General features: G+C 32.9%; 21 protein-coding genes. 19 read left to right on the forward strand and 2 right to left on the reverse strand.

The features are described 5' to 3' along the window. Window positions 1–209: 209 nt before the first annotated feature. Window positions 210–1,580 (reverse strand): MocR-like pyridoxine biosynthesis transcription factor PdxR, encoded by a 1,371-nt coding sequence (locus HMPREF2881_RS09840; protein WP_002449062.1) that lies wholly within the window; start codon window positions 1,578–1,580, stop codon window positions 210–212. Between the two features lie 95 nt (window positions 1,581–1,675). Here HMPREF2881_RS09840 and pdxS point away from each other — a divergent pair, with 95 nt between their 5' ends. Together pdxS and pdxT are read left to right on the forward strand one after the other, a co-directional pair. Beyond that, window positions 1,676–2,563: a pyridoxal 5'-phosphate synthase lyase subunit PdxS gene (gene pdxS, locus HMPREF2881_RS09845; protein ID WP_002449019.1), complete on the forward strand. Its 888-nt coding sequence runs from the start codon at window positions 1,676–1,678 to the stop codon at window positions 2,561–2,563. A 3-nt stretch (window positions 2,564–2,566) separates the two neighbouring features. Further along, the gene (pdxT, locus tag HMPREF2881_RS09850; protein WP_002488406.1) at window positions 2,567–3,121 is read left to right on the forward strand and encodes a pyridoxal 5'-phosphate synthase glutaminase subunit PdxT; all 555 of its coding nucleotides are present in this window, start codon (window positions 2,567–2,569) and stop codon (window positions 3,119–3,121) included. Window positions 3,122–3,157: 36 nt separating this feature from the next. On the opposite strand, the gene HMPREF2881_RS09855 is transcribed toward pdxT, so the two are convergent. Beyond that, window positions 3,158–4,372, reverse strand: a complete 1,215-nt coding sequence (locus HMPREF2881_RS09855) for a NupC/NupG family nucleoside CNT transporter (RefSeq protein WP_002455762.1) — start codon at window positions 4,370–4,372, stop codon at window positions 3,158–3,160. A gap of 154 nt (window positions 4,373–4,526) precedes the next feature. On the opposite strand from HMPREF2881_RS09855, the gene HMPREF2881_RS09860 reads away from it, so the two are divergent. From HMPREF2881_RS09860 to rplK, 17 genes are all read left to right on the forward strand, one after another. Next, window positions 4,527–4,988, forward strand: a complete 462-nt coding sequence (locus HMPREF2881_RS09860; RefSeq protein ID WP_002488395.1) for a CtsR family transcriptional regulator — start codon at window positions 4,527–4,529, stop codon at window positions 4,986–4,988. 31 nt (window positions 4,989–5,019) lie between these two features. Further along, window positions 5,020–5,583: a UvrB/UvrC motif-containing protein gene (locus tag HMPREF2881_RS09865; protein ID WP_002488404.1), complete on the forward strand. Its 564-nt coding sequence runs from the start codon at window positions 5,020–5,022 to the stop codon at window positions 5,581–5,583. Further along, window positions 5,576–6,583: a protein arginine kinase gene (locus tag HMPREF2881_RS09870; protein WP_002488391.1), complete on the forward strand. Its 1,008-nt coding sequence runs from the start codon at window positions 5,576–5,578 to the stop codon at window positions 6,581–6,583. Before HMPREF2881_RS09865 ends, HMPREF2881_RS09870 begins: the two co-directional genes overlap by 8 nt. 15 nt (window positions 6,584–6,598) lie before the next feature. Beyond that, a complete protein-coding gene (locus HMPREF2881_RS09875; RefSeq protein WP_002488407.1) occupies window positions 6,599–9,070 on the forward strand; it encodes an ATP-dependent Clp protease ATP-binding subunit in 2,472 nt (823 codons plus the stop codon). Window positions 9,071–9,201: 131 nt separating this feature from the next. Beyond that, complete coding sequence (gene radA, locus HMPREF2881_RS09880) at window positions 9,202–10,575, forward strand: DNA repair protein RadA (protein ID WP_049418285.1); 1,374 nt, start codon at window positions 9,202–9,204, stop codon at window positions 10,573–10,575. Window positions 10,576–10,597: 22 nt separating this feature from the next. Further along, window positions 10,598–11,668 carry a PIN/TRAM domain-containing protein gene (locus tag HMPREF2881_RS09885; RefSeq protein WP_002488403.1) on the forward strand — a complete coding sequence of 357 codons (1,071 nt, stop codon included), beginning with the start codon at window positions 10,598–10,600 and terminating at the stop codon, window positions 11,666–11,668. 280 nt (window positions 11,669–11,948) lie between these two features. Further along, window positions 11,949–13,403 carry a glutamate--tRNA ligase gene (gltX, locus tag HMPREF2881_RS09890; RefSeq protein WP_002488394.1) on the forward strand — a complete coding sequence of 485 codons (1,455 nt, stop codon included), beginning with the start codon at window positions 11,949–11,951 and terminating at the stop codon, window positions 13,401–13,403. Between the two features lie 383 nt (window positions 13,404–13,786). Beyond that, the gene (gene cysE / locus HMPREF2881_RS09895) at window positions 13,787–14,416 is read left to right on the forward strand and encodes a serine O-acetyltransferase (protein ID WP_172457920.1); all 630 of its coding nucleotides are present in this window, start codon (window positions 13,787–13,789) and stop codon (window positions 14,414–14,416) included. Further along, on the forward strand, window positions 14,400–15,800 hold the full coding sequence (gene cysS / locus HMPREF2881_RS09900; protein ID WP_002488400.1) for a cysteine--tRNA ligase: 1,401 nt from the start codon (window positions 14,400–14,402) through the stop codon (window positions 15,798–15,800). Before cysE ends, cysS begins: the two co-directional genes overlap by 17 nt. A gap of 1 nt (window position 15,801) precedes the next feature. After that, on the forward strand, window positions 15,802–16,191 hold the full coding sequence (locus tag HMPREF2881_RS09905) for a Mini-ribonuclease 3 (protein WP_002488399.1): 390 nt from the start codon (window positions 15,802–15,804) through the stop codon (window positions 16,189–16,191). A gap of 5 nt (window positions 16,192–16,196) precedes the next feature. Further along, complete coding sequence (gene rlmB, locus HMPREF2881_RS09910) at window positions 16,197–16,946, forward strand: 23S rRNA (guanosine(2251)-2'-O)-methyltransferase RlmB (protein ID WP_002449043.1); 750 nt, start codon at window positions 16,197–16,199, stop codon at window positions 16,944–16,946. Next, window positions 16,943–17,473, forward strand: a complete 531-nt coding sequence (locus HMPREF2881_RS09915) for an NYN domain-containing protein (protein ID WP_002455753.1) — start codon at window positions 16,943–16,945, stop codon at window positions 17,471–17,473. The genes rlmB and HMPREF2881_RS09915 overlap by 4 nt, the downstream gene beginning before the upstream one ends. 67 nt (window positions 17,474–17,540) lie before the next feature. After that, the gene (locus HMPREF2881_RS09920; RefSeq protein WP_002455752.1) at window positions 17,541–18,131 is read left to right on the forward strand and encodes a sigma-70 family RNA polymerase sigma factor; all 591 of its coding nucleotides are present in this window, start codon (window positions 17,541–17,543) and stop codon (window positions 18,129–18,131) included. Window positions 18,132–18,211: 80 nt separating this feature from the next. Continuing rightward, window positions 18,212–18,355: a 50S ribosomal protein L33 gene (gene rpmG, locus HMPREF2881_RS11545; RefSeq protein WP_049336738.1), complete on the forward strand. Its 144-nt coding sequence runs from the start codon at window positions 18,212–18,214 to the stop codon at window positions 18,353–18,355. Window positions 18,356–18,398: 43 nt separating this feature from the next. Further along, window positions 18,399–18,599 carry a preprotein translocase subunit SecE gene (gene secE, locus HMPREF2881_RS09925; RefSeq protein ID WP_002449032.1) on the forward strand — a complete coding sequence of 67 codons (201 nt, stop codon included), beginning with the start codon at window positions 18,399–18,401 and terminating at the stop codon, window positions 18,597–18,599. 17 nt (window positions 18,600–18,616) lie between these two features. Next, window positions 18,617–19,165, forward strand: coding sequence for a transcription termination/antitermination protein NusG (gene nusG, locus HMPREF2881_RS09930; RefSeq protein ID WP_002449028.1), 549 nt, complete (start codon window positions 18,617–18,619; stop codon window positions 19,163–19,165). Window positions 19,166–19,351: 186 nt separating this feature from the next. Beyond that, window positions 19,352–19,774: a 50S ribosomal protein L11 gene (gene rplK, locus HMPREF2881_RS09935; RefSeq protein ID WP_001832298.1), complete on the forward strand. Its 423-nt coding sequence runs from the start codon at window positions 19,352–19,354 to the stop codon at window positions 19,772–19,774. The last annotated feature ends 179 nt before the right edge of the window (window positions 19,775–19,953 follow it).

A 19,953-nucleotide genomic window follows, 5' to 3' on the forward strand; every position in this document is an offset into this window, starting at 1 on the left:
GTTGCCAGGCAAATCATTGTATGGATGCGATGAGTTGATATTGAGACCGTGAGGTCTCTTTTTTTATTTTAAAATATATATCTATATATAACTAATTAAAAGATGACTAAATGAATATACACTACGGATGGTTAGCATAGTGACTTTCATAAAAAACTCTACGTTCAATGACTACCAATCCAAAATGAGTCAGAACTCATTTCCTCTATTTAAACTGTAAGTGCTTTAATAAGAGCATTAACATGCTTTTCTAATTTTTCTTCTGGGATACCTCCAAAGCCAATTAAGAAGGTAGGATGTTGTAGTTTTTTGTTGTTGTAAGGATAAGGTGTTAATTTAAGATTGCATTTTTTCGTTCTTTTTATGCATTCATTTATTGTCAAATTATTTTTAACTACAAGTGTGAAGTGCATTCCTGTTAGTGCGCCTTCAATTTTCAATTGTTCTTTATATGGTGTTAGTTTTTCTAAAATAAAAGTTAATTTATTTTTATATATTCTTCTCATTTTATTAAGATGACGTTCAAAGCTACCAGTTGCCATAAATTGTGCTACCATGTGTTGTAAATGTACAGGCACAGTATTGCTTTCAACATACTGCATCTCTCGGAATAATTTTAGCAGTTTATTTGGTAAGACAATGTAGGCCATACGACAACTTGGATAAAGCGATTTCGAAAATGTACTAATATATATTACTTTTTGTTTTTTATCTAAATTCTGTAATGCTGGAATAGGTTTTCCGAAATATCTAAATTCTGAATCATAATCATCTTCAATAATATATCGTTCCTTCTTTTGTTGTGCCCATTTTATAAGTTGTGTGCGCTTCTTTAAACTCATCACATATCCTGTTGGAAATTGATGAGATGGTGTGATATATAAAATATCATTATTTTTTTGAAAGACTTCATCGATATTAATTCCATCTTTTTCTACTCTAGCTTGTGTATAACTTATTCTATGCTTATCCAGTACATGTTTAATAGGTGGATAACTAGGTTGTTCTATAATAAATGATGAATCTTTTAATAAGTCAGTGACCATATTTAATAATTGTTCAGTTGAAGAGCCAATTATAATTTGATCTGGATGACAAGATACTCCTCTACTATTAAATAAATAATGAGAAATTTGCTGTCTTAAGTTGAATTCTCCTTGAACGCTTCCTTTACTCAAAAGGGCAAGTTGATCTTCTTCAAATACTTCTTTAGCATACTTTTTAAATAAATGACTAGGAAAATGTTTAGCATCAATTTCAGCTAAATTGAATTGATACTGATACGTATTTTCCTGTGTAGCTTTATCAGTTTCTAATATATCACTTATTTCAGGATAACTATTTGTTACTGGTAATGATTGAATTTCTGAAACATAATAACCTGAACGTGGTTTTGAATATATAAATCCTTCATCTAAAAGTAACTGATAGGCATGCTCAATTGTAGTATGACTAAGTGATAAATGTTCGCTCAACTGTCTTTTAGATGGAAATTTATCGTTTGATTCGTATACACCTTCAATAATTTGTTTTTTTAACTTTTCATATAAAGAAATATATAATGATTGTTTCTTCGTCATAAATCTGACCCCTAATTTTTTATTAAAATTGTACCTTTTTAAATATCAGTTTATATTTTAAAATGGATTTAATCAATTGAAAAGGGGTTTTATAAATGTCTAAAATTGTAGGATCTGAAAGAGTTAAACGTGGTATGGCTGAAATGCAAAAAGGCGGCGTCATTATGGATGTTGTTAATGCTGAACAAGCTAGAATCGCAGAGGAAGCTGGAGCAGTAGCAGTTATGGCCTTAGAACGCGTACCATCTGATATTAGAGCAGCTGGTGGTGTAGCACGTAGTGCCAATCCTAAAATTGTTGAAGAAGTAATGAATGCTGTTTCAATTCCAGTAATGGCTAAAGCACGTATCGGTCATATTACAGAAGCACGTGTATTAGAGGCTATGGGCGTAGACTATATTGATGAATCTGAAGTTCTTACTCCTGCAGATGAAGAATTTCATTTAAGAAAAGATCAATTTACTGTACCATTTGTTTGTGGTTGCCGTAATTTAGGCGAAGCAGCACGACGTATTGGCGAAGGTGCAGCGATGTTACGTACTAAAGGAGAACCTGGAACAGGTAATATTGTAGAAGCTGTACGTCACATGAGAAAAGTTAATTCAGAGGTTAGTCGTCTAACTGTAATGAATGACGATGAAATTATGACTTATGCTAAAGAATTAGGTGCACCATATAATGTATTAAAACAAATTAAAGAAGAAGGTCGTTTACCAGTAGTAAACTTTGCAGCGGGTGGTGTAGCAACACCTCAAGATGCTGCCTTAATGATGGAATTAGGGGCTGATGGGGTATTTGTGGGTTCAGGTATTTTTAAATCTGAAGATCCAGAAAAATTTGCAAAAGCTATTGTTCAAGCTACAACTCATTATCAAGATTATGAATTAATTGGAAAATTAGCAGCTGAATTAGGAACTGCAATGAAAGGTTTAGATATAAATAAAATCTCATTAGAAGAACGTATGCAAGAGCGTGGTTGGTAATTTATGAAGATTGGTGTATTAGCGTTACAAGGTGCAGTACGTGAACACATTCGTCACATTGAATTAAGTGGTCACGAAGGTATAGCAGTTAAGAAAGTTGAACAATTAGATGAAATTGATGGTCTTATTCTCCCTGGCGGTGAATCTACAACTTTAAGAAGACTTATGGATTTATATGGCTTTAAAGAAAAATTACAACAATCTGATTTACCAATGTTTGGAACTTGCGCAGGTCTTATTGTGCTTGCAAAAGATGTAGAAGGTGAGACAGGATATCTAAAAAAATTAGATATTACTGTTGCGCGTAATTCCTTTGGTAGACAAGTAGATAGTTTTGAAGCTGAGTTAGATGTTAAAGGTATTGCAAAAGATATAGAAGGTGTCTTTATAAGAGCACCACATATTGTTAATGTAGAAAATAATGTAGAAATATTAAGTTCTATTAGTGATAAAATAGTAGCTGTTAAGCAAGGGAAATACCTAGGGGTGTCTTTCCATCCAGAATTAACAGATGACTATCGTATAACTCAGTATTTTATTGAACATATAGTTAAATAAAAAAAGCTTGAGATCAAAATCTCAAGCTTTTTCTTATTAAATGAAGAATCCAGCGATAGCAGCTGAAATAAATGATACAAGTGTTGCACCGAATAATAACTTAATACCAAAACGTGCTACGACATCACCTTTTTCAGAGTTAAGTGATTTAATCGCACCAGAAATGATCCCAATAGAACTAAAGTTAGCAAATGAAACTAGAAATACAGACGTAATACCTTTTGCATGCTCAGAAATACCCTTCAAGCTTCCAAGTGATTGCATAGCAACAAATTCATTAGATAATAGTTTTGTTGCCATCACAGAACCTGATTTAACGGCATCCTGCCAAGGAACACCTGCTAAGAAAGCAAATGGTGCAAATACAAAACCAATTAACGTTTGGAAATCCCATTTGATTGCTCCGCCAGAAATTAAACTAAAAATACCACTTACAAGGCCATTTAATAAAGCAATGATTGCAATATAGCCAATTAACATTGCACCAACGATAACTGCTACTTTGAAACCATCTAAAATATATTCACCTAACATTTCAAAAAACGCTTGTTTTTTAGTTTCTGATTCATCCACTAGCAATTTGTCATCTTCTTCATTAACTTTATAAGGGTTAATAATAGAAGCAATAATGAAGCCACCAAATAAGTTTAATACAACCGCTGTAACAACATATTTAGGTTCAATCAATGTAAAATATGCACCGATAATTGATGCAGATACAGTAGACATTGCAGAAGCAGTTAAAGTATATAAACGTTGTTTAGGTATATATGGTAATTGTTGTTTTAATGAAATAAATACTTCAGATTGTCCAAGAATCGCAGCTGCTACTGCATTATATGATTCTAAACGCCCCATACCATTAATTTTAGAAATTAAGAACCCTAACACATTAATAATCCATGGAAGAATTCTAGTATATTGTAAAATACCAATTAATGCCGAAATAAATACGATTGGTAATAAAACACTAAAGAAGAATGGTGGATTGTTTGGATCTACAAATTTAAATCCTCCAAAAACAAAATTAACTCCTTCAGCAGCTTTTTGTAACAAATAGTTAAATCCATTTGAAATACCACCGATAATTGTAATACCAGCAGTCGTTTTCAAAAGAATAAATGCGAGTATAAGTTGAATAATTAATAATAATCCAACATAGTGCCAACGAACATTCTTTTTATCTGAACTAAATAAAAATGCTAGCGCTAAAAAGACAATAATCCCAATGATCCCAATAAGAATATGCATAATTCTACTCCTTTAAAATTCTCTTTATCTTATATAATACAATAAAATAATAGAAGTAACATTAATATTTTTAAATAAAAAAAACAAATTGGTTGAAAAAGGTCAAAGTTGGTCATATAATATAGTCAAAGAAGGTCAAAAGGGGTGGTAAATCATGAACAACATGTCTGACATCATAGAACAATACATTAAACAACTATTTGAAGAAAGTAATGAAGATATGGTAGAAATTCAAAGAGCTAATATTGCTCAACGTTTCGATTGTGTGCCTTCTCAACTCAACTATGTTATTAAAACAAGATTTACAAATGAACATGGTTATGAAATAGAAAGTAAACGTGGTGGAGGAGGATATATCCGAATCACGAAAATTGAAAATAAAGATGCAACGGGTTATATTAATCATCTATTGCAATTAATTGGTCCTTCGATATCTCAACAACAAGCATATTATATAATTGATGGTTTGTTAGATAAAGGATTAATTAGTGATAGAGAAGCAAGAATGATTCAAGTGATTATTGATCGTGAAACATTATCAATGGATGTTGTTTCTAGAGATATTATTAGAGCAAATATTCTCAAACGATTATTACCTATCATTAATTACTATTAATAAATAATAAAGAAAAGCGAGGTGTCTATGTGTGCTTTGCGAAAATTGTCATTTAAATGAAGCAGAGGTTAAACTCACAGTAAAAAGTAAAGATGGTACCTCTGAAAAGTGGGTGTGTTCAGAATGTGCGCAAGGAGAGCATCCTTGGAATCAACAAGAACATCCTGCGTCACATTCAGAGTTTCAAGATGATATTGAAGAAGCCTTTGTAGTCAAACAAATCTTACAACATTTAGCAACTAAACACGGATTAAATTTTCATGAAGTAGCATTTCAAGAAGAAAAACGATGTCCTACATGTAACATGACATTGAAAGATATAGCTCATGTAGGTAAATTTGGATGTGCAAATTGCTATGCAGTATTTAAAGAGGATATTGTTGATATTGTAAGACGAGTACAAGGTGGACAATTTGAACATGTAGGCAAGATGCCTCGTTCTTCACATCATAAACTGGCAATAAAAAAACAAATTGAAGAAAAAACGAATTACTTAAATATATTAATTGAAAAGCAAAAATTTGAAGAAGCAGCTGTCATTAGAGATGAAATTAAAGCCTTGAAACATGAAAGCGAGATGGAGCATGATGAATGATATGGGTGCACATATTAGTGAATGGATGAAAGAAACAGATGAATCTCCTATTGTAATGTCTTCGCGTATTCGTTTAGCACGTAATTTAGAAAATCATGTTCATCCTTTAATGTTTCCATCTGAACAAGCAGGTTTTAGAATAATCAATGAAGTGCAAGATGCACTACCTAATTTATCTTTAATGCGTTTAGATACCATGGACCAACAAAGTAAGATGAAGTTAGTGGCTAAACATCTAATTAGTAAAGAATTGATTAAACAACCAGCTTCAGCGGTGTTATTAAATGAAGATGAATCTTTGAGTATTATGATTAATGAAGAAGATCATGTACGAATTCAAGCAATGGGTAATGATTTATCTCTGATAGATTTATATCAAAAGGCTTCAGACATTGATGATATTCTTGATGAACAATTAGAAATTAGTTTCGATGAAGATTTAGGTTATTTAACGACTTGTCCTACAAATATTGGGACTGGAATGCGAGCAAGTGTGATGCTTCATTTACCTGGATTATCTATAATGAAACGTATGAATCGTATTGCACAAACAATTAATCGTTTTGGATTTACGATTCGAGGTATATATGGAGAAGGTTCACAAGTTTATGGTCATATTTATCAAATTTCTAATCAACTTACATTAGGTAAGACGGAAGAAGATATTATTGATCAGTTGACAGAAGTAGTTCAACAAATTATTAATGAAGAAATGCAAATTCGTGAACGTTTAACACAATATAGTGAATTAGAAACGCTTGACCGTATTTATCGTTCGTTAGGAATATTACAAAATAGCCGTATGATATCAATGGAAGAAGCGTCATATAGATTAAGTGAAATTAAGTTAGGCATAGATTTAGGATATTTAAATTTAAGTAACTTTAAGTTTAATGAATTAATGGTAAGTATCCAATCTGCGTTTTTATATAATGATGAAGATGAAAACGTATCTGTAAATGAAAAACGGGCAAATATATTAAGAAAACATACAAATTAGGAGGTTGTAAACGATATGTTATTTGGTAGATTAACTGAACGCGCACAACGTGTATTAGCACATGCACAAGAAGAAGCAATTCGTTTAAATCATTCGAACATTGGTACTGAGCACTTACTACTTGGATTAATGAAAGAACCAGAAGGTATTGCTGCTAAAGTACTTGAAAGTTTTAATATTACTGAAGATAAAGTTATTGAAGAAGTTGAAAATTTAATCGGTCATGGTCAAGAACATTCAGGTACGTTGCACTATACACCAAGAGCTAAAAAAGTCATTGAACTATCAATGGATGAGGCAAGAAAATTGCATCATAACTTTGTAGGTACAGAACATATTTTATTAGGATTAATTCGTGAAAATGAAGGAGTAGCAGCACGTGTATTTGCTAACTTAGATTTGAATATTACTAAAGCACGTGCACAAGTAGTGAAAGCATTAGGTAGTCCTGAAATGAATACTAAAAATGCAACTGCAAATAAATCAAACAACACTCCTACATTGGATGGACTAGCACGAGACTTAACAGTTATTGCTAAAGACGGTACTTTAGATCCAGTTGTGGGTAGAGATAAAGAAATTACACGTGTTATTGAAGTATTAAGTCGTAGAACTAAAAATAACCCTGTACTTATTGGTGAACCAGGTGTAGGTAAAACAGCCATTGCTGAAGGTCTTGCACAAGCTATTGTAAATAATGAAGTACCAGAAACGTTAAAAAATAAACGTGTAATGTCACTAGATATGGGAACAGTCGTGGCAGGTACTAAATATCGTGGTGAATTCGAAGAACGTTTGAAAAAAGTCATGGATGAAATCCATCATGCAGGTAATGTCATTTTATTCATTGATGAATTGCATACACTAGTTGGTGCTGGTGGTGCAGAAGGTGCAATTGATGCATCTAATATTTTAAAACCAGCGTTAGCGCGTGGTGAGTTACAATGCATTGGTGCAACAACATTAGATGAATATCGTAAAAACATTGAAAAAGATGCTGCATTAGAACGTCGTTTCCAACCTATTCAAGTTGATGAACCATCTGTAGAGGATACTGTTGCTATTCTAAAAGGTTTACGTGATCGCTACGAAGCGCATCATCGTATTAATATTTCTGATGAAGCACTGGAAGCGGCTGCTAAATTAAGTAACCGTTATGTATCTGATCGTTTCCTACCAGATAAAGCAATTGATTTGATTGACGAAGCAAGTTCGAAAGTAAGACTAAAAAGTCACACAACTCCAAGTAATTTAAAAGAGATTGAACAAGAAATTGAAAAAGTTAAAAATGAAAAAGATGCTGCCGTCCATGCACAAGAATTTGAAAATGCAGCTAACTTAAGAGATAAACAATCAAAACTTGAAAAACAATATGAAGATGCTAAAAATGAATGGAAGACATCTCAAGGCGGACAATCAACATCATTATCTAAAGAAGATATTGCTGAAGTTATTGCAGGATGGACAGGGATTCCATTAACTAGAATTAATGAAACAGAGTCAGATCGTTTGCTTAATTTAGAAGAAACATTACATGATCGAGTAATTGGACAAAACGATGCTGTAACTTCTATTAGTAAAGCAGTTCGTCGTGCACGTGCAGGTCTAAAAGATCCTAAACGTCCAATCGGTAGTTTCATTTTCTTAGGACCAACTGGTGTAGGTAAAACTGAACTTGCCCGTGCATTAGCTGAATCAATGTTTGGTGAAGAAGACGCAATGATACGTGTTGATATGAGTGAATTTATGGAGAAACATGCTGTGAGTCGTTTAGTTGGAGCGCCTCCAGGTTATGTAGGCCATGATGATGGTGGTCAATTAACTGAAAAAGTTAGACGTAAGCCATATTCTGTTATCCTATTTGATGAAATTGAAAAAGCACATCCAGACGTATTTAATATCTTATTACAAGTACTTGATGATGGACATCTAACTGATACAAAAGGACGTCAAGTTGATTTCCGTAATACTGTCATTATTATGACATCAAATGTAGGAGCACAAGAACTACAAGATCAACGTTTCGCTGGATTCGGTGGCGCATCTGAAGGACAAGATTATGAAACAATTCGTAAAACTATGATGAAAGAACTTAAAAATTCATTCCGTCCTGAGTTCTTAAACCGTGTAGATGATATTATTGTTTTCCATAAATTAACAAAAGATGAACTTAAAGAAATTGTGACTATGATGGTAAATAAATTAACAAAACGTTTATCAGAACAAGATATTAATATTGTAGTTACTGATAAAGCTAAAGAAAAAATTGCTGAAGAAGGATATGATCCAGAATACGGCGCTCGTCCATTAATTAGAGCAATTCAAAAAACGGTCGAAGATAATTTAAGTGAATTGATACTTGATGGTAATCAAATTGAAGGAAAAGAAGTCACAATTGATCATGATGGCAATGAATTCAAATATGATATCCATGATAAACAAGAAAATAATATAGAAGATACAAAAGAACCAGCAACAGAAGAATAAAATGAGTTTAAATTCAGAGTCTAGGAGTCATTAAATCCTAGGCTCTTCTTTTCATTTATATATATTTAAATTTGTCATTATAACTGGATACATATAAAATAGATATGTTCAAAAAAATCGGAGGTGCAGTTTTGGCCAAAAAAAAAGTAATTTTCGAATGTATGGCTTGTGGATATCAGTCTCCTAAATGGATGGGAAAATGTCCAAATTGTGGTGCTTGGAATCAAATGGAGGAAATTATTGAAAAGACTTCCAATCCAAAACATGGTGTAAAGACAAAAGAGACACAAGCAAAAGTACAGAAATTAAATAGTATTAAGCATGAGACAACACCAAGAGTTCAAACGGACTCTAAAGAATTTAATCGTGTACTTGGTGGCGGAATTGTTAGTGGATCGCTCGTACTAATTGGCGGCGACCCAGGTATTGGGAAATCTACATTATTATTACAGATTTGTGCATCGTTATCACAGAAACTTAATGTACTTTATATCACGGGTGAAGAATCACTAAATCAAACGAAATTGCGTGCAGATCGTCTAGAGGAAGACTCTAGTAATTTAAATGTACTAGCTGAAACAGATTTAGAAGTTATTCATCAAACCGTGGAACAAGAGCGCCCAGATATACTTGTTGTCGATTCAATTCAAACGATTTATCATCCTGAGATTAGTTCAGCACCTGGCTCAGTATCACAAGTTCGAGAAAGTACACAAAGTTTAATGAATATTGCAAAACAAATGAATATCGCAACTTTTATAGTAGGTCACGTAACAAAAGAAGGACAAATTGCTGGTCCAAGACTATTAGAACATATGGTAGATACAGTTTTATACTTCGAAGGTGATGAACACCATGCTTATCGAATTCTAAGAGCAGTTAAAAATCGTTTTGGTTCAACGAATGAAATGGGTATTTTTGAAATGAAACAAAGTGGTTTGAAAGGTGTACAAAATCCTTCAGAAATGTTTTTAGAAGAACGCTCTACAAATGTTCCAGGATCAACAATTGTGGCTACTATGGAAGGCACACGACCACTATTGATTGAGGTGCAATCTCTAGTAACACCTACTACATTTAATAATCCAAGACGAATGGCCACAGGCATCGACCACAATCGACTTAGCTTACTTATGGCTGTTTTAGAGAAAAAAGAAAATTATCTTTTACAACAACAAGATGCTTACATTAAAGTAGCGGGTGGAGTGAGACTGACTGAACCGGCTGTAGATTTAAGTATTATTGTAGCGACTGCTTCAAGTTTTAAAGATAAAGCCGTAGATGGTTTGGATTGTTATATTGGTGAAGTGGGATTAACTGGTGAAGTAAGACGAGTATCGCGTATTGAGCAACGTGTACAAGAAGCGGCAAAACTAGGATTTAAGAGAGTGATTATTCCCAAAACGAATATAGGTGGATGGACATTCCCAGAAGGTGTTCAGGTCGTTGGCGTGACAACGGTACATGATGCCTTAAAATATGCGTTTAGTAATCGCTCATCATAGGCATTTAAAGGGGTGATAACGTATGAAGGTATTAAAAGGAATTGTTATTATAATCTACATCATTCTTGGTGCATCATTTGGAATCATGTTAATTCCAGAAATTTTAAATGATTTAGGTATGAACACCCCACCCATTTATACTAATCATTATATTGATGGTTTAGTAGGGATGATTGTATTCTTTCTAATATTTGGTCTATTTATTAATAAAGTAACACGATTACTTAAAGAAGCTGAAATGTGGATTATGAAACGTAGTGCAGTCGAAATTTTGTTTGCTACACTAGGATTAGTCGTTGGTTTATTTATTTCAGTAATGGCTTCATTTATTTTAGAAATGATAGGAAATTCTATATTAAATCACCTTGTGCCTATTATTATTACACTATTATTATGTTATTTAGGATTCCAGTTTGGTTTGAAAAAGCGTGATGAAATGCTTATGTTTTTGCCAGAAAATATAGCACGTTCAATGTCTAAAAATAATATCAGTGCTATACCTAAACTGTTAGATACAAGTGCAATTATTGATGGAAGAATTTTAGATATTATTAAATGCGGGTTTATAGATGGAGAAATACTTATTCCTCAAGGAGTTATAAATGAATTGCAAGTAGTTGCAGATGCTAATGATAGTATCAAACGTGAAAAAGGACAACGTGGATTAGATATTTTAAATCAACTTTATGATTTAGACTATCCAACTCGTGTGATTCATCCTCAAAAATCTCATAGTGATATTGACAAACTGTTAGTTGAATTAGCTCAAGTCTATCATGCCCATGTCATTACAACCGATTTCAATTTGAATAAGGTATGTCATGTTCAAGGGATTACTGCATTAAATGTTAATGATTTATCAGAAGCAATTAAACCCAATGTTCATCAAGGTGACCGACTTAATATTTTATTAACTAAAATGGGTAAAGAACCTGGCCAAGGGGTAGGATATCTAGATGATGGAACAATGGTTGTTGTAGATCATGCCAAATCTCTTATAGGGAAACAGGTTGAATTAGAAGTCATTAGTTTATTACAAACATCATCTGGTCGTATTATATTTGCTAAGACTATAGAGGAGTCCTTAAGTTAATAGGAAAAAGAGTTTCATGTGAAACGTAGTCATTGATGAATTATTGTATAATATTTTTCGTTATGAGATATTGCTGAGTAACGTAACAACAGTAGCAATAGACTTATCAAACCAGCCAATTAATGCTACAATAATAAGGAAATGCGAAGTTGATCTAAGTATAGATTAGAAGTTAAAGTTATTCAAAAACGACTCTTTAAAGATTGTTTGGGATAACTTTTTTCTAATGAAAGAAATCATTCGCTATAAAGAATGAATAACAAAATTAGGAGTGAAACGAATGAGTGAACGCGTAAGAGTAAGATATGCGCCAAGTCCAACTGGATATTTACACATCGGAAATGCAAGAACTGCATTATTTAATTATTTATTTGCTAAACATTATGATGGAGATTTTGTAGTACGTATTGAAGATACAGATAGTAAAAGAAATCTTGAAGATGGAGAATCTTCACAATTTGATAACTTAAAATGGTTAGGATTAGATTGGGATGAATCTATCGATAAAGACAAAGGTCATGGTCCTTATCGTCAATCTGAACGTGCAGACATCTATAATCCACTTATTCAACAATTATTAGATGAAGATAAAGCATACAAATGCTACATGACTGAAGAAGAATTAGAAGAAGAACGTGAAGCTCAAATTGCTCGTGGAGAAATGCCACGATATGGCGGTAAACATGCACATCTCACCGAAGAACAACGTCAACAATTTGAAGCTGAAGGACGCAAACCCGCTATTCGTTTCCGTGTTCCAAAAGATAAAACATATACATTTGATGATATGGTTAAAGGAGAAATTTCTTTTGACTCTAATAATATTGGAGATTGGGTTATCGTGAAAAAAGATGACGTCCCTACGTATAATTTCGCGGTAGCAGTAGATGATCACTACATGGAAATTTCTGATGTTATTCGTGGAGATGATCATGTATCAAATACACCTAAGCAATTAATGATTTATGAAGCATTTGGTTGGGAACCACCACGTTTTGCGCATATGTCATTAATTGTAAATGAACAACGTAAAAAATTAAGTAAACGAGATGGCCAAATTTTACAATTTATCGAGCAATATCGTGATTTAGGTTATTTACCTGAAGCGTTATTCAATTTTATTGCTTTACTCGGTTGGTCTCCTGAAGGTGAAGATGAGATCTTTTCTAAAGAAGAATTTATTAAGATTTTTGATGAACAACGTCTTTCTAAATCTCCAGCAATGTTTGATAGACAAAAATTAGCTTGGGTTAATAACCAATATATGAAAACAAAAGATACAGAAACAGTATTTGAGCTTGCTTTACCACACTTAATCAAAGCAAATTTAATTCCTAAAAATCCAAGTGAAGAAGATAAAGAATGGGGACGCAAATTAATTGGTCTTTATCAAAAAGAAATGAGTTATGCAGGAGAAATTGTTCCGTTATCAGAAATGTTCTTCCATGATATGCCTGAATTAGGTGAAGAAGAACAAGAGGTATTAAATGGCGAACAAGTTCCTGAATTAATGTCTCATTTATATGGTAAATTAGAAGCGCTTGAACCATTTGAAGCTGCTGAAATTAAAAAAACGATTAAAGAAGTACAAAAAGAAACTGGTATTAAAGGTAAACAATTATTTATGCCTATTCGTGTAGCAGTGACTGGTCAAATGCATGGTCCTGAATTACCGAATACAATTGAAGTATTAGGAAAAGAAAAAGTACTATCTCGTTTAAAAAAATATGTTTAAAACAATGTTAATATAATAAGTCAGACACACATGTTTAAACTTGAAATTTTATAAAAAACTTCTTATGATAAGATTAAACATATGTTAGTTAAAGGATTAGTAAATATACGATAATGTTGTTAGAGAGTATGCGGTTGCTGTGAGCATATCATTATCTATATCGAATGCACCTTTGAATGTTCAATTAAATATAGAAATGAGTATGATAAGGTAGACTAGTATATTCATCAACTTACTTTATCTAAAATGAAGAGTGGAACCGTGCAATAGCGCCTCTAGCAGTTAATGTTAGGGACGCTTTTTTTAAATATTTGAATGATACATGGACTGTAAGATATTCATAATATATAGAAAATGGGGAGGCGAGCGTCTTGATAAAAAGAATGAAAGATGATGTAAAAATGGTATTTGAACAAGACCCTGCAGCACGTACAACATTTGAAGTAATCACAACTTATGCAGGCTTGCATGCGGTATGGAGTCACTTAATTGCACATAAATTATATAATAAAAAACACTACGTTTTGGCGAGAATGATTTCACAAGTATCTCGCTTTTTTACAGGAATTGAAATTCATCCTGGAGCGAAAATTGGAAAACGTCTATTTATTGATCATGGTATGGGTGTAGTTATTGGTGAAACATGTACGATTGGAGATAACGTAACGATTTATCAAGGCGTGACACTTGGAGGTACAGGTAAACAAAAAGGAAAGCGTCATCCAGATATTGGAGATAATGTTTTAATTGCAGCAGGATCAAAGGTTTTAGGAAATATCCAAATTGATTCTAATGTTAATATTGGTGCGAATTCAGTAGTCTTACAATCTGTGCCAAGTTATACAACAGTTGTAGGTATTCCAGGTCATATTGTTAAACAAGAAGGAAAACGAATTGGGAAAACATTTGATCATCGTAATTTGCCTGATCCTTTATTTGAACAAATTAAGCAACTAGAACGACAATTGGAAAAAGCTAAGAATGGAGAGATTAAAGATGATTACATTATATAATACTTTAACACGTCAAAAAGAGGCGTTTAAGCCCATTGAACCTGGTAAGGTGAAAATGTATGTATGTGGACCTACAGTGTATAATTACATTCATATCGGTAATGCCCGTCCAGCAATTAATTATGACGTCGTACGTCGATATTTTGAATATAAAGGCTATACGGTTGATTACGTATCTAATTTTACTGATGTAGATGATAAACTCATTAATCGTTCTAAAGAATTAAATGAAAGTGTGCCAGAAATTGCTGATCGATATATCAAGGCATTCTATGAAGATGTAGGGGCACTTAATGTTAAAAGAGCGACATCTAATCCACGAGTAATGAATCATATGGATGAAATCATTGACTTCATTAAACAACTTGTAGATGACGGTTATGCATATGAAAGTAATGGAGATGTGTATTTTAGAACCCGTCAATTTGATGGATATGGTAAATTAAGTCATCAGTCTATTGATGATTTAAAAGTTGGCGCTCGTATAGAAGCAGGTGAACAAAAAGAGGATGCATTGGATTTTACGCTATGGAAAAAAGCAAAACCTGGAGAAATTAGTTGGGAGAGCCCATTTGGACAAGGACGTCCAGGATGGCATATTGAATGCTCTGTAATGGCTTATCATGAATTGGGAAAAACAATTGACATCCATGCAGGAGGATCAGACTTACAATTTCCACATCATGAAAATGAAATAGCGCAATCTGAAGCACACAATCACGCGCCTTTTGCTAATTATTGGATGCATAATGGTTTTATTAATATAGATAATGAAAAAATGAGTAAATCATTAGGTAACTTTATTTTAGTACACGATATTATTAAAGAAATTGATCCAGATGTATTACGTTTCTTCATGATTAGTGTTCACTATAGAAGTCCAATCAACTATAACCTTGAATTAGTGAATGCTGCTAAAAGTGGATTAGAGCGTATACGCAATAGTTATCAATTAATTAAAGAAAGAGAAGCAATCGCAACTGATTTAGAAACACAGACAGACTATATTGATCAAATTAATGATATTTTAAAACAATTTGAAGCTGTAATGGATGATGATTTTAATACAGCAAACGCTGTAACTGCATGGTATGATTTATCAAAATTAGCTAATAAATATGTGTTAGAAAATACAACATCAACTCAAGTGATTCAGCGCTTTAAAGAAGTATATCAAATTTTTAGTGATGTATTAGGTGTGCCATTAGAAGGAAAAGAAAATGATGTATTACTTGATGAAGACATAGAAAAACTTATCGAAGAACGTAATGAAGCACGTAAAAATAAAGATTTTGCTCGAGCTGACGAAATTAGAGATACGCTAAAAGAGCAAAATATTATTCTTGAAGATACGCCTCAAGGTGTAAGATTTAGAAGAGGTTAATATGGATGCAAAGCTATTGAACCCATTAACGTTAGCTTATATGGGAGATGCTGTATTAGACCAGCATGTACGCGAATATATTGTGCTTAAATTACAGAGTAAACCAAATCGCTTACACCAAGTATCGAAACAATATGTGTCTGCAAAAAGCCAAGCACAAACGCTCGAGGTATTAATCACAAAAGAATGGTTTACTGAAGAAGAACGAGATATTGTTAGAAGAGGGCGTAACGCTAAAAGTTATACGAAAGCTAAAAATACAGATATACAAACGTATCGTAAAAGTTCAGGTTTAGAAGCTATTATAGGATTTCTTTATTTAGACCATCGAAATGAACGATTAGATGCGTTACTTGATATGATTGTACAAATTGTTGATGAAAGGTTGTGAACATAGTGGAAGATATCGTTATTGTCGGTAGACACGCTGTTAAAGAAGCAATTGTGTCTGGTCATACAATAAATAAAATTTGGATACAAGAAGGAATAAGAAAGCAGCAAATTAATGATATTTTAAAAAATGCTAAAGCACAGAAATTGATTATACAAACTGTTCCAAAATCCAAATTAGATAATTTAGCAAATGCACCGCATCAAGGTGTAGCTGCACTGATTGCACCATACGAATATGCAGATTTTGATCAGTTTATTCAATCTCAAAAAGAAAAAGAAGGCCTTTCTACAATAATTATTTTAGATGGGTTAGAAGATCCACATAATCTTGGTTCGATCATTAGAACGGCAGATGCAAGCGGAGTAGATGGAGTTGTTATCCCTAAAAGACGTTCTGTTGCGCTCACACAAACTGTTGCAAAAGCGTCAACAGGTGCGATTCAGCATGTCCCAGTGATGCGTGTTACAAATTTATCAAAAATAATTGATGAGTTGAAAGATAATGGATATTGGGTAGCAGGCGCTGAAGCGGATAATGCTACAGATTATCGCAATATGGCTGCTGATATGCCACTGGCTATCGTAATTGGTAGTGAAGGGCAAGGTATGAGTAGATTGGTTAAAGATAAATGTGATTTCTATATTAAAATTCCTATGGTAGGCCATGTTAATAGCTTAAATGCTTCTGTAGCTGCTAGTTTAATGATGTATGAAGTATATCGTAAACGACATCAAATTGGAGACACCCAATGAAAGATAGATATCTAATTATTGATGGGTACAATATGATTGGTCAATCAAGGGAATTGAGTAAAGTAGCAAGAGAAAGTTTAGAGGAAGCACGTGAACAACTCTTAGATGTGATTGCCAATTACAATGCAGTTGTCGCTGATGAGATTGTATGTGTATTTGATGCATATGAACAATCTGGTATAGAAAGAGAATACATTTATCATGGTGTTAAAACAGTTTTTACGAAAGAAAAAGAAACTGCAGATAGCTATATTGAGCGTTATGTATACAATTTATACAATAAACATACGACACATATTACAGTAGTGACCAGCGATATGAGCGAGCAACATGCTATTTTTGGAGCAGGTGCATATCGTGTTTCATCTAGAGAAATGTGGCGAGATTTAAAAGAGAATGCAATGACGGTTAGTAAATCAGTAGATGATTTTAATGAACGTAAACCAAGAACTCGAATTTCGTTATCAAAAGATGTACTTGCAGAATTTGAAAAAATACGACGAGGATATGGTAAAAAACATAAATAATACAGTCTTGCCATTTAAAAGATGCATCTTATACAATGTGCCTAACTTATAAAGAAAGGTTTTGTATATGACTTATCATTTTCGACAACTAGAAGATATATTTAAAGCTTTTCAATATAGCCAAAATACATTGGAGAAAGAACAGTTATTCGCAAATATAATGAATGTGATACGTCCTAAACTTATGATGAAGTTTAGAAGTCTAGGTATAGATCATCAAGAACTAGAAGATTTAATTCAAGATACCTCGTTAAAGATATATTTAGCTTTACACACATTTAATTTTAATACGAATGTTCCATTCGAACATTATTTAAATCGTCTCGTTTATTCTGTAAAAAAAGATTTTTGGAGAAAACGTTATGCGTTTAATCAACGTCAACAATTGTTAATCAATGAATGTGTAGTAGAATATCGTTTGAATCAAATGATAAAAAGGACGGAAGCACTATATTTAACTAGATTAAGTAAAGAAGACTTGATAGATAGTTTTAAGAAGTTAAGTATGTTTGAAAGAGAAGTTGCAAATTTACTTCTACTGGATTATTCCCCATCAGAAATAGCAAAAAGACTAAATGTAAAAGATAAAGTAGTTTACAATAGTATTCAACGTTGTAAAATAAAAATGAAACAATATTTATTGAAATACAAACGTTAAGTATTTTAGTACGAGTTTGACAGTTTATTATAAGTTTATGTATAGTAGACTGGTATTAATATGAGTAAAGGTGAATTGATGTGAGAAAAGTACCTTTAGTTTGTGAAATGTGTGGTAGCAGAAATTATAATGTACCTAAAAAAGAAACATCAGCTAAGAGATTACAACTGAAGAAATATTGTTCCAGATGTAATGAACACACGATGCATAAAGAATCAAAGTAATGAGTTTATAAGTATATACTTTGAAAAGCATGGAGGTAAGGTTATGGCTAAAGATAAAGACGCAAGTAAGAATAAAGAAAGTTTCTTCCAAGGCGTTAAAAGCGAAATGGAAAAAACAAGTTGGCCTACGAAAGAAGAACTTTTTAAATATACTGTCATTGTAGTAGCTACAGTAATTTTCTTTATGGTCTTTTTCTGGGTATTAGACGTAGGTATTGGTAATTTAATTCAATTATTTAGATAAAAGTAAGGAGTGACAACATGTCTGAAGAAGTTGGGGCTAAGCGTTGGTACGCAGTGCATACGTATTCTGGATATGAAAATAAAGTTAAAAAGAATTTAGAAAAAAGAGTAGAATCAATGAATATGACAGAGCAAATTTTTAGAGTTGTCATACCTGAAGAGGAAGAAACACAAGTTAAAGATGGGAAAGCAAAAAAACAGGTTAAAAAGACATTTCCTGGATATGTTTTAGTAGAGCTTATTATGACAGATGAATCATGGTATGTTGTACGTAATACTCCAGGTGTCACAGGATTTGTTGGTTCAGCAGGTGCAGGTTCAAAACCTAATCCATTACTTCCTGAAGAAATGAGATTCATCTTAAAACAAATGGGACTTAAAGAAAAAACAATTGATGTAGAATTAGATGTAGGTGAACAAGTCCGCATCAAATCAGGACCATTTGCAAATCAAGTTGGTGAAGTTCAAGAAATCGAAGCAGATAAATTTAAATTAACTGTATTAGTCGATATGTTTGGTAGAGAAACACCAGTTGAAGTAGAATTCGATCAAATAGAAAAATTATAATCATTTTAAATTATAAAGTATGATTTGCTTAAAAAGATGAAATTTTACTATTGATTTTTAATTAAGTTTAATGTTAAAATAATGTGGTCGCGTTTTTAGAACGCTCATTTCGTCACGAAATGTTTATGAGTGGGAGGGCAAAACTGAGCCCTGTGACCACATCACGATATCAAGGAGGTGCACATCGTGGCTAAAAAAGTAGAAAAAGTAGTTAAATTACAAATTCCTGCAGGTAAAGCGAACCCAGCACCACCAGTTGGTCCAGCATTAGGTCAAGCAGGTGTGAACATCATGGGATTCTGTAAAGAATTCAATGCACGTACACAAGAACAAGCAGGTTTAATCATTCCGGTAGAAATCAGTGTATATGAAGATCGTTCATTTACATTCATTACTAAAACTCCACCGGCTCCAGTACTACTTAAAAAAGCAGCTGGCGTTGAAAAAGGTTCTGGTGAACCAAACAAAACTAAAGTTGCTACAGTAACTAAAGATCAAGTACGTGAAATTGCTCAAACAAAAATGCAAGACTTAAACGCTGCAGACGAAGAAGCAGCTATGCGTATTATCGAAGGTACTGCACGTAGTATGGGTATCACTGTACAATAATTATTAAATGAAAATGAGTTTGAATTTGAAATAAACTGATAGACGATAGCAGGTAACAGAAACGACAACATATATTGTCTATGATTAGTCTTTAGTAAATTAATATTTATTAATGACATCATCTGTTATCTGCTCTTAACTTGTGTAAATCACACAAGTAAGCGTGGGAGGAAATTCCG

This window comes from Staphylococcus sp. HMSC057A08 (assembly GCF_001812925.1).
In the GTDB taxonomy this organism is placed as follows: domain Bacteria; phylum Bacillota; class Bacilli; order Staphylococcales; family Staphylococcaceae; genus Staphylococcus; species Staphylococcus hominis.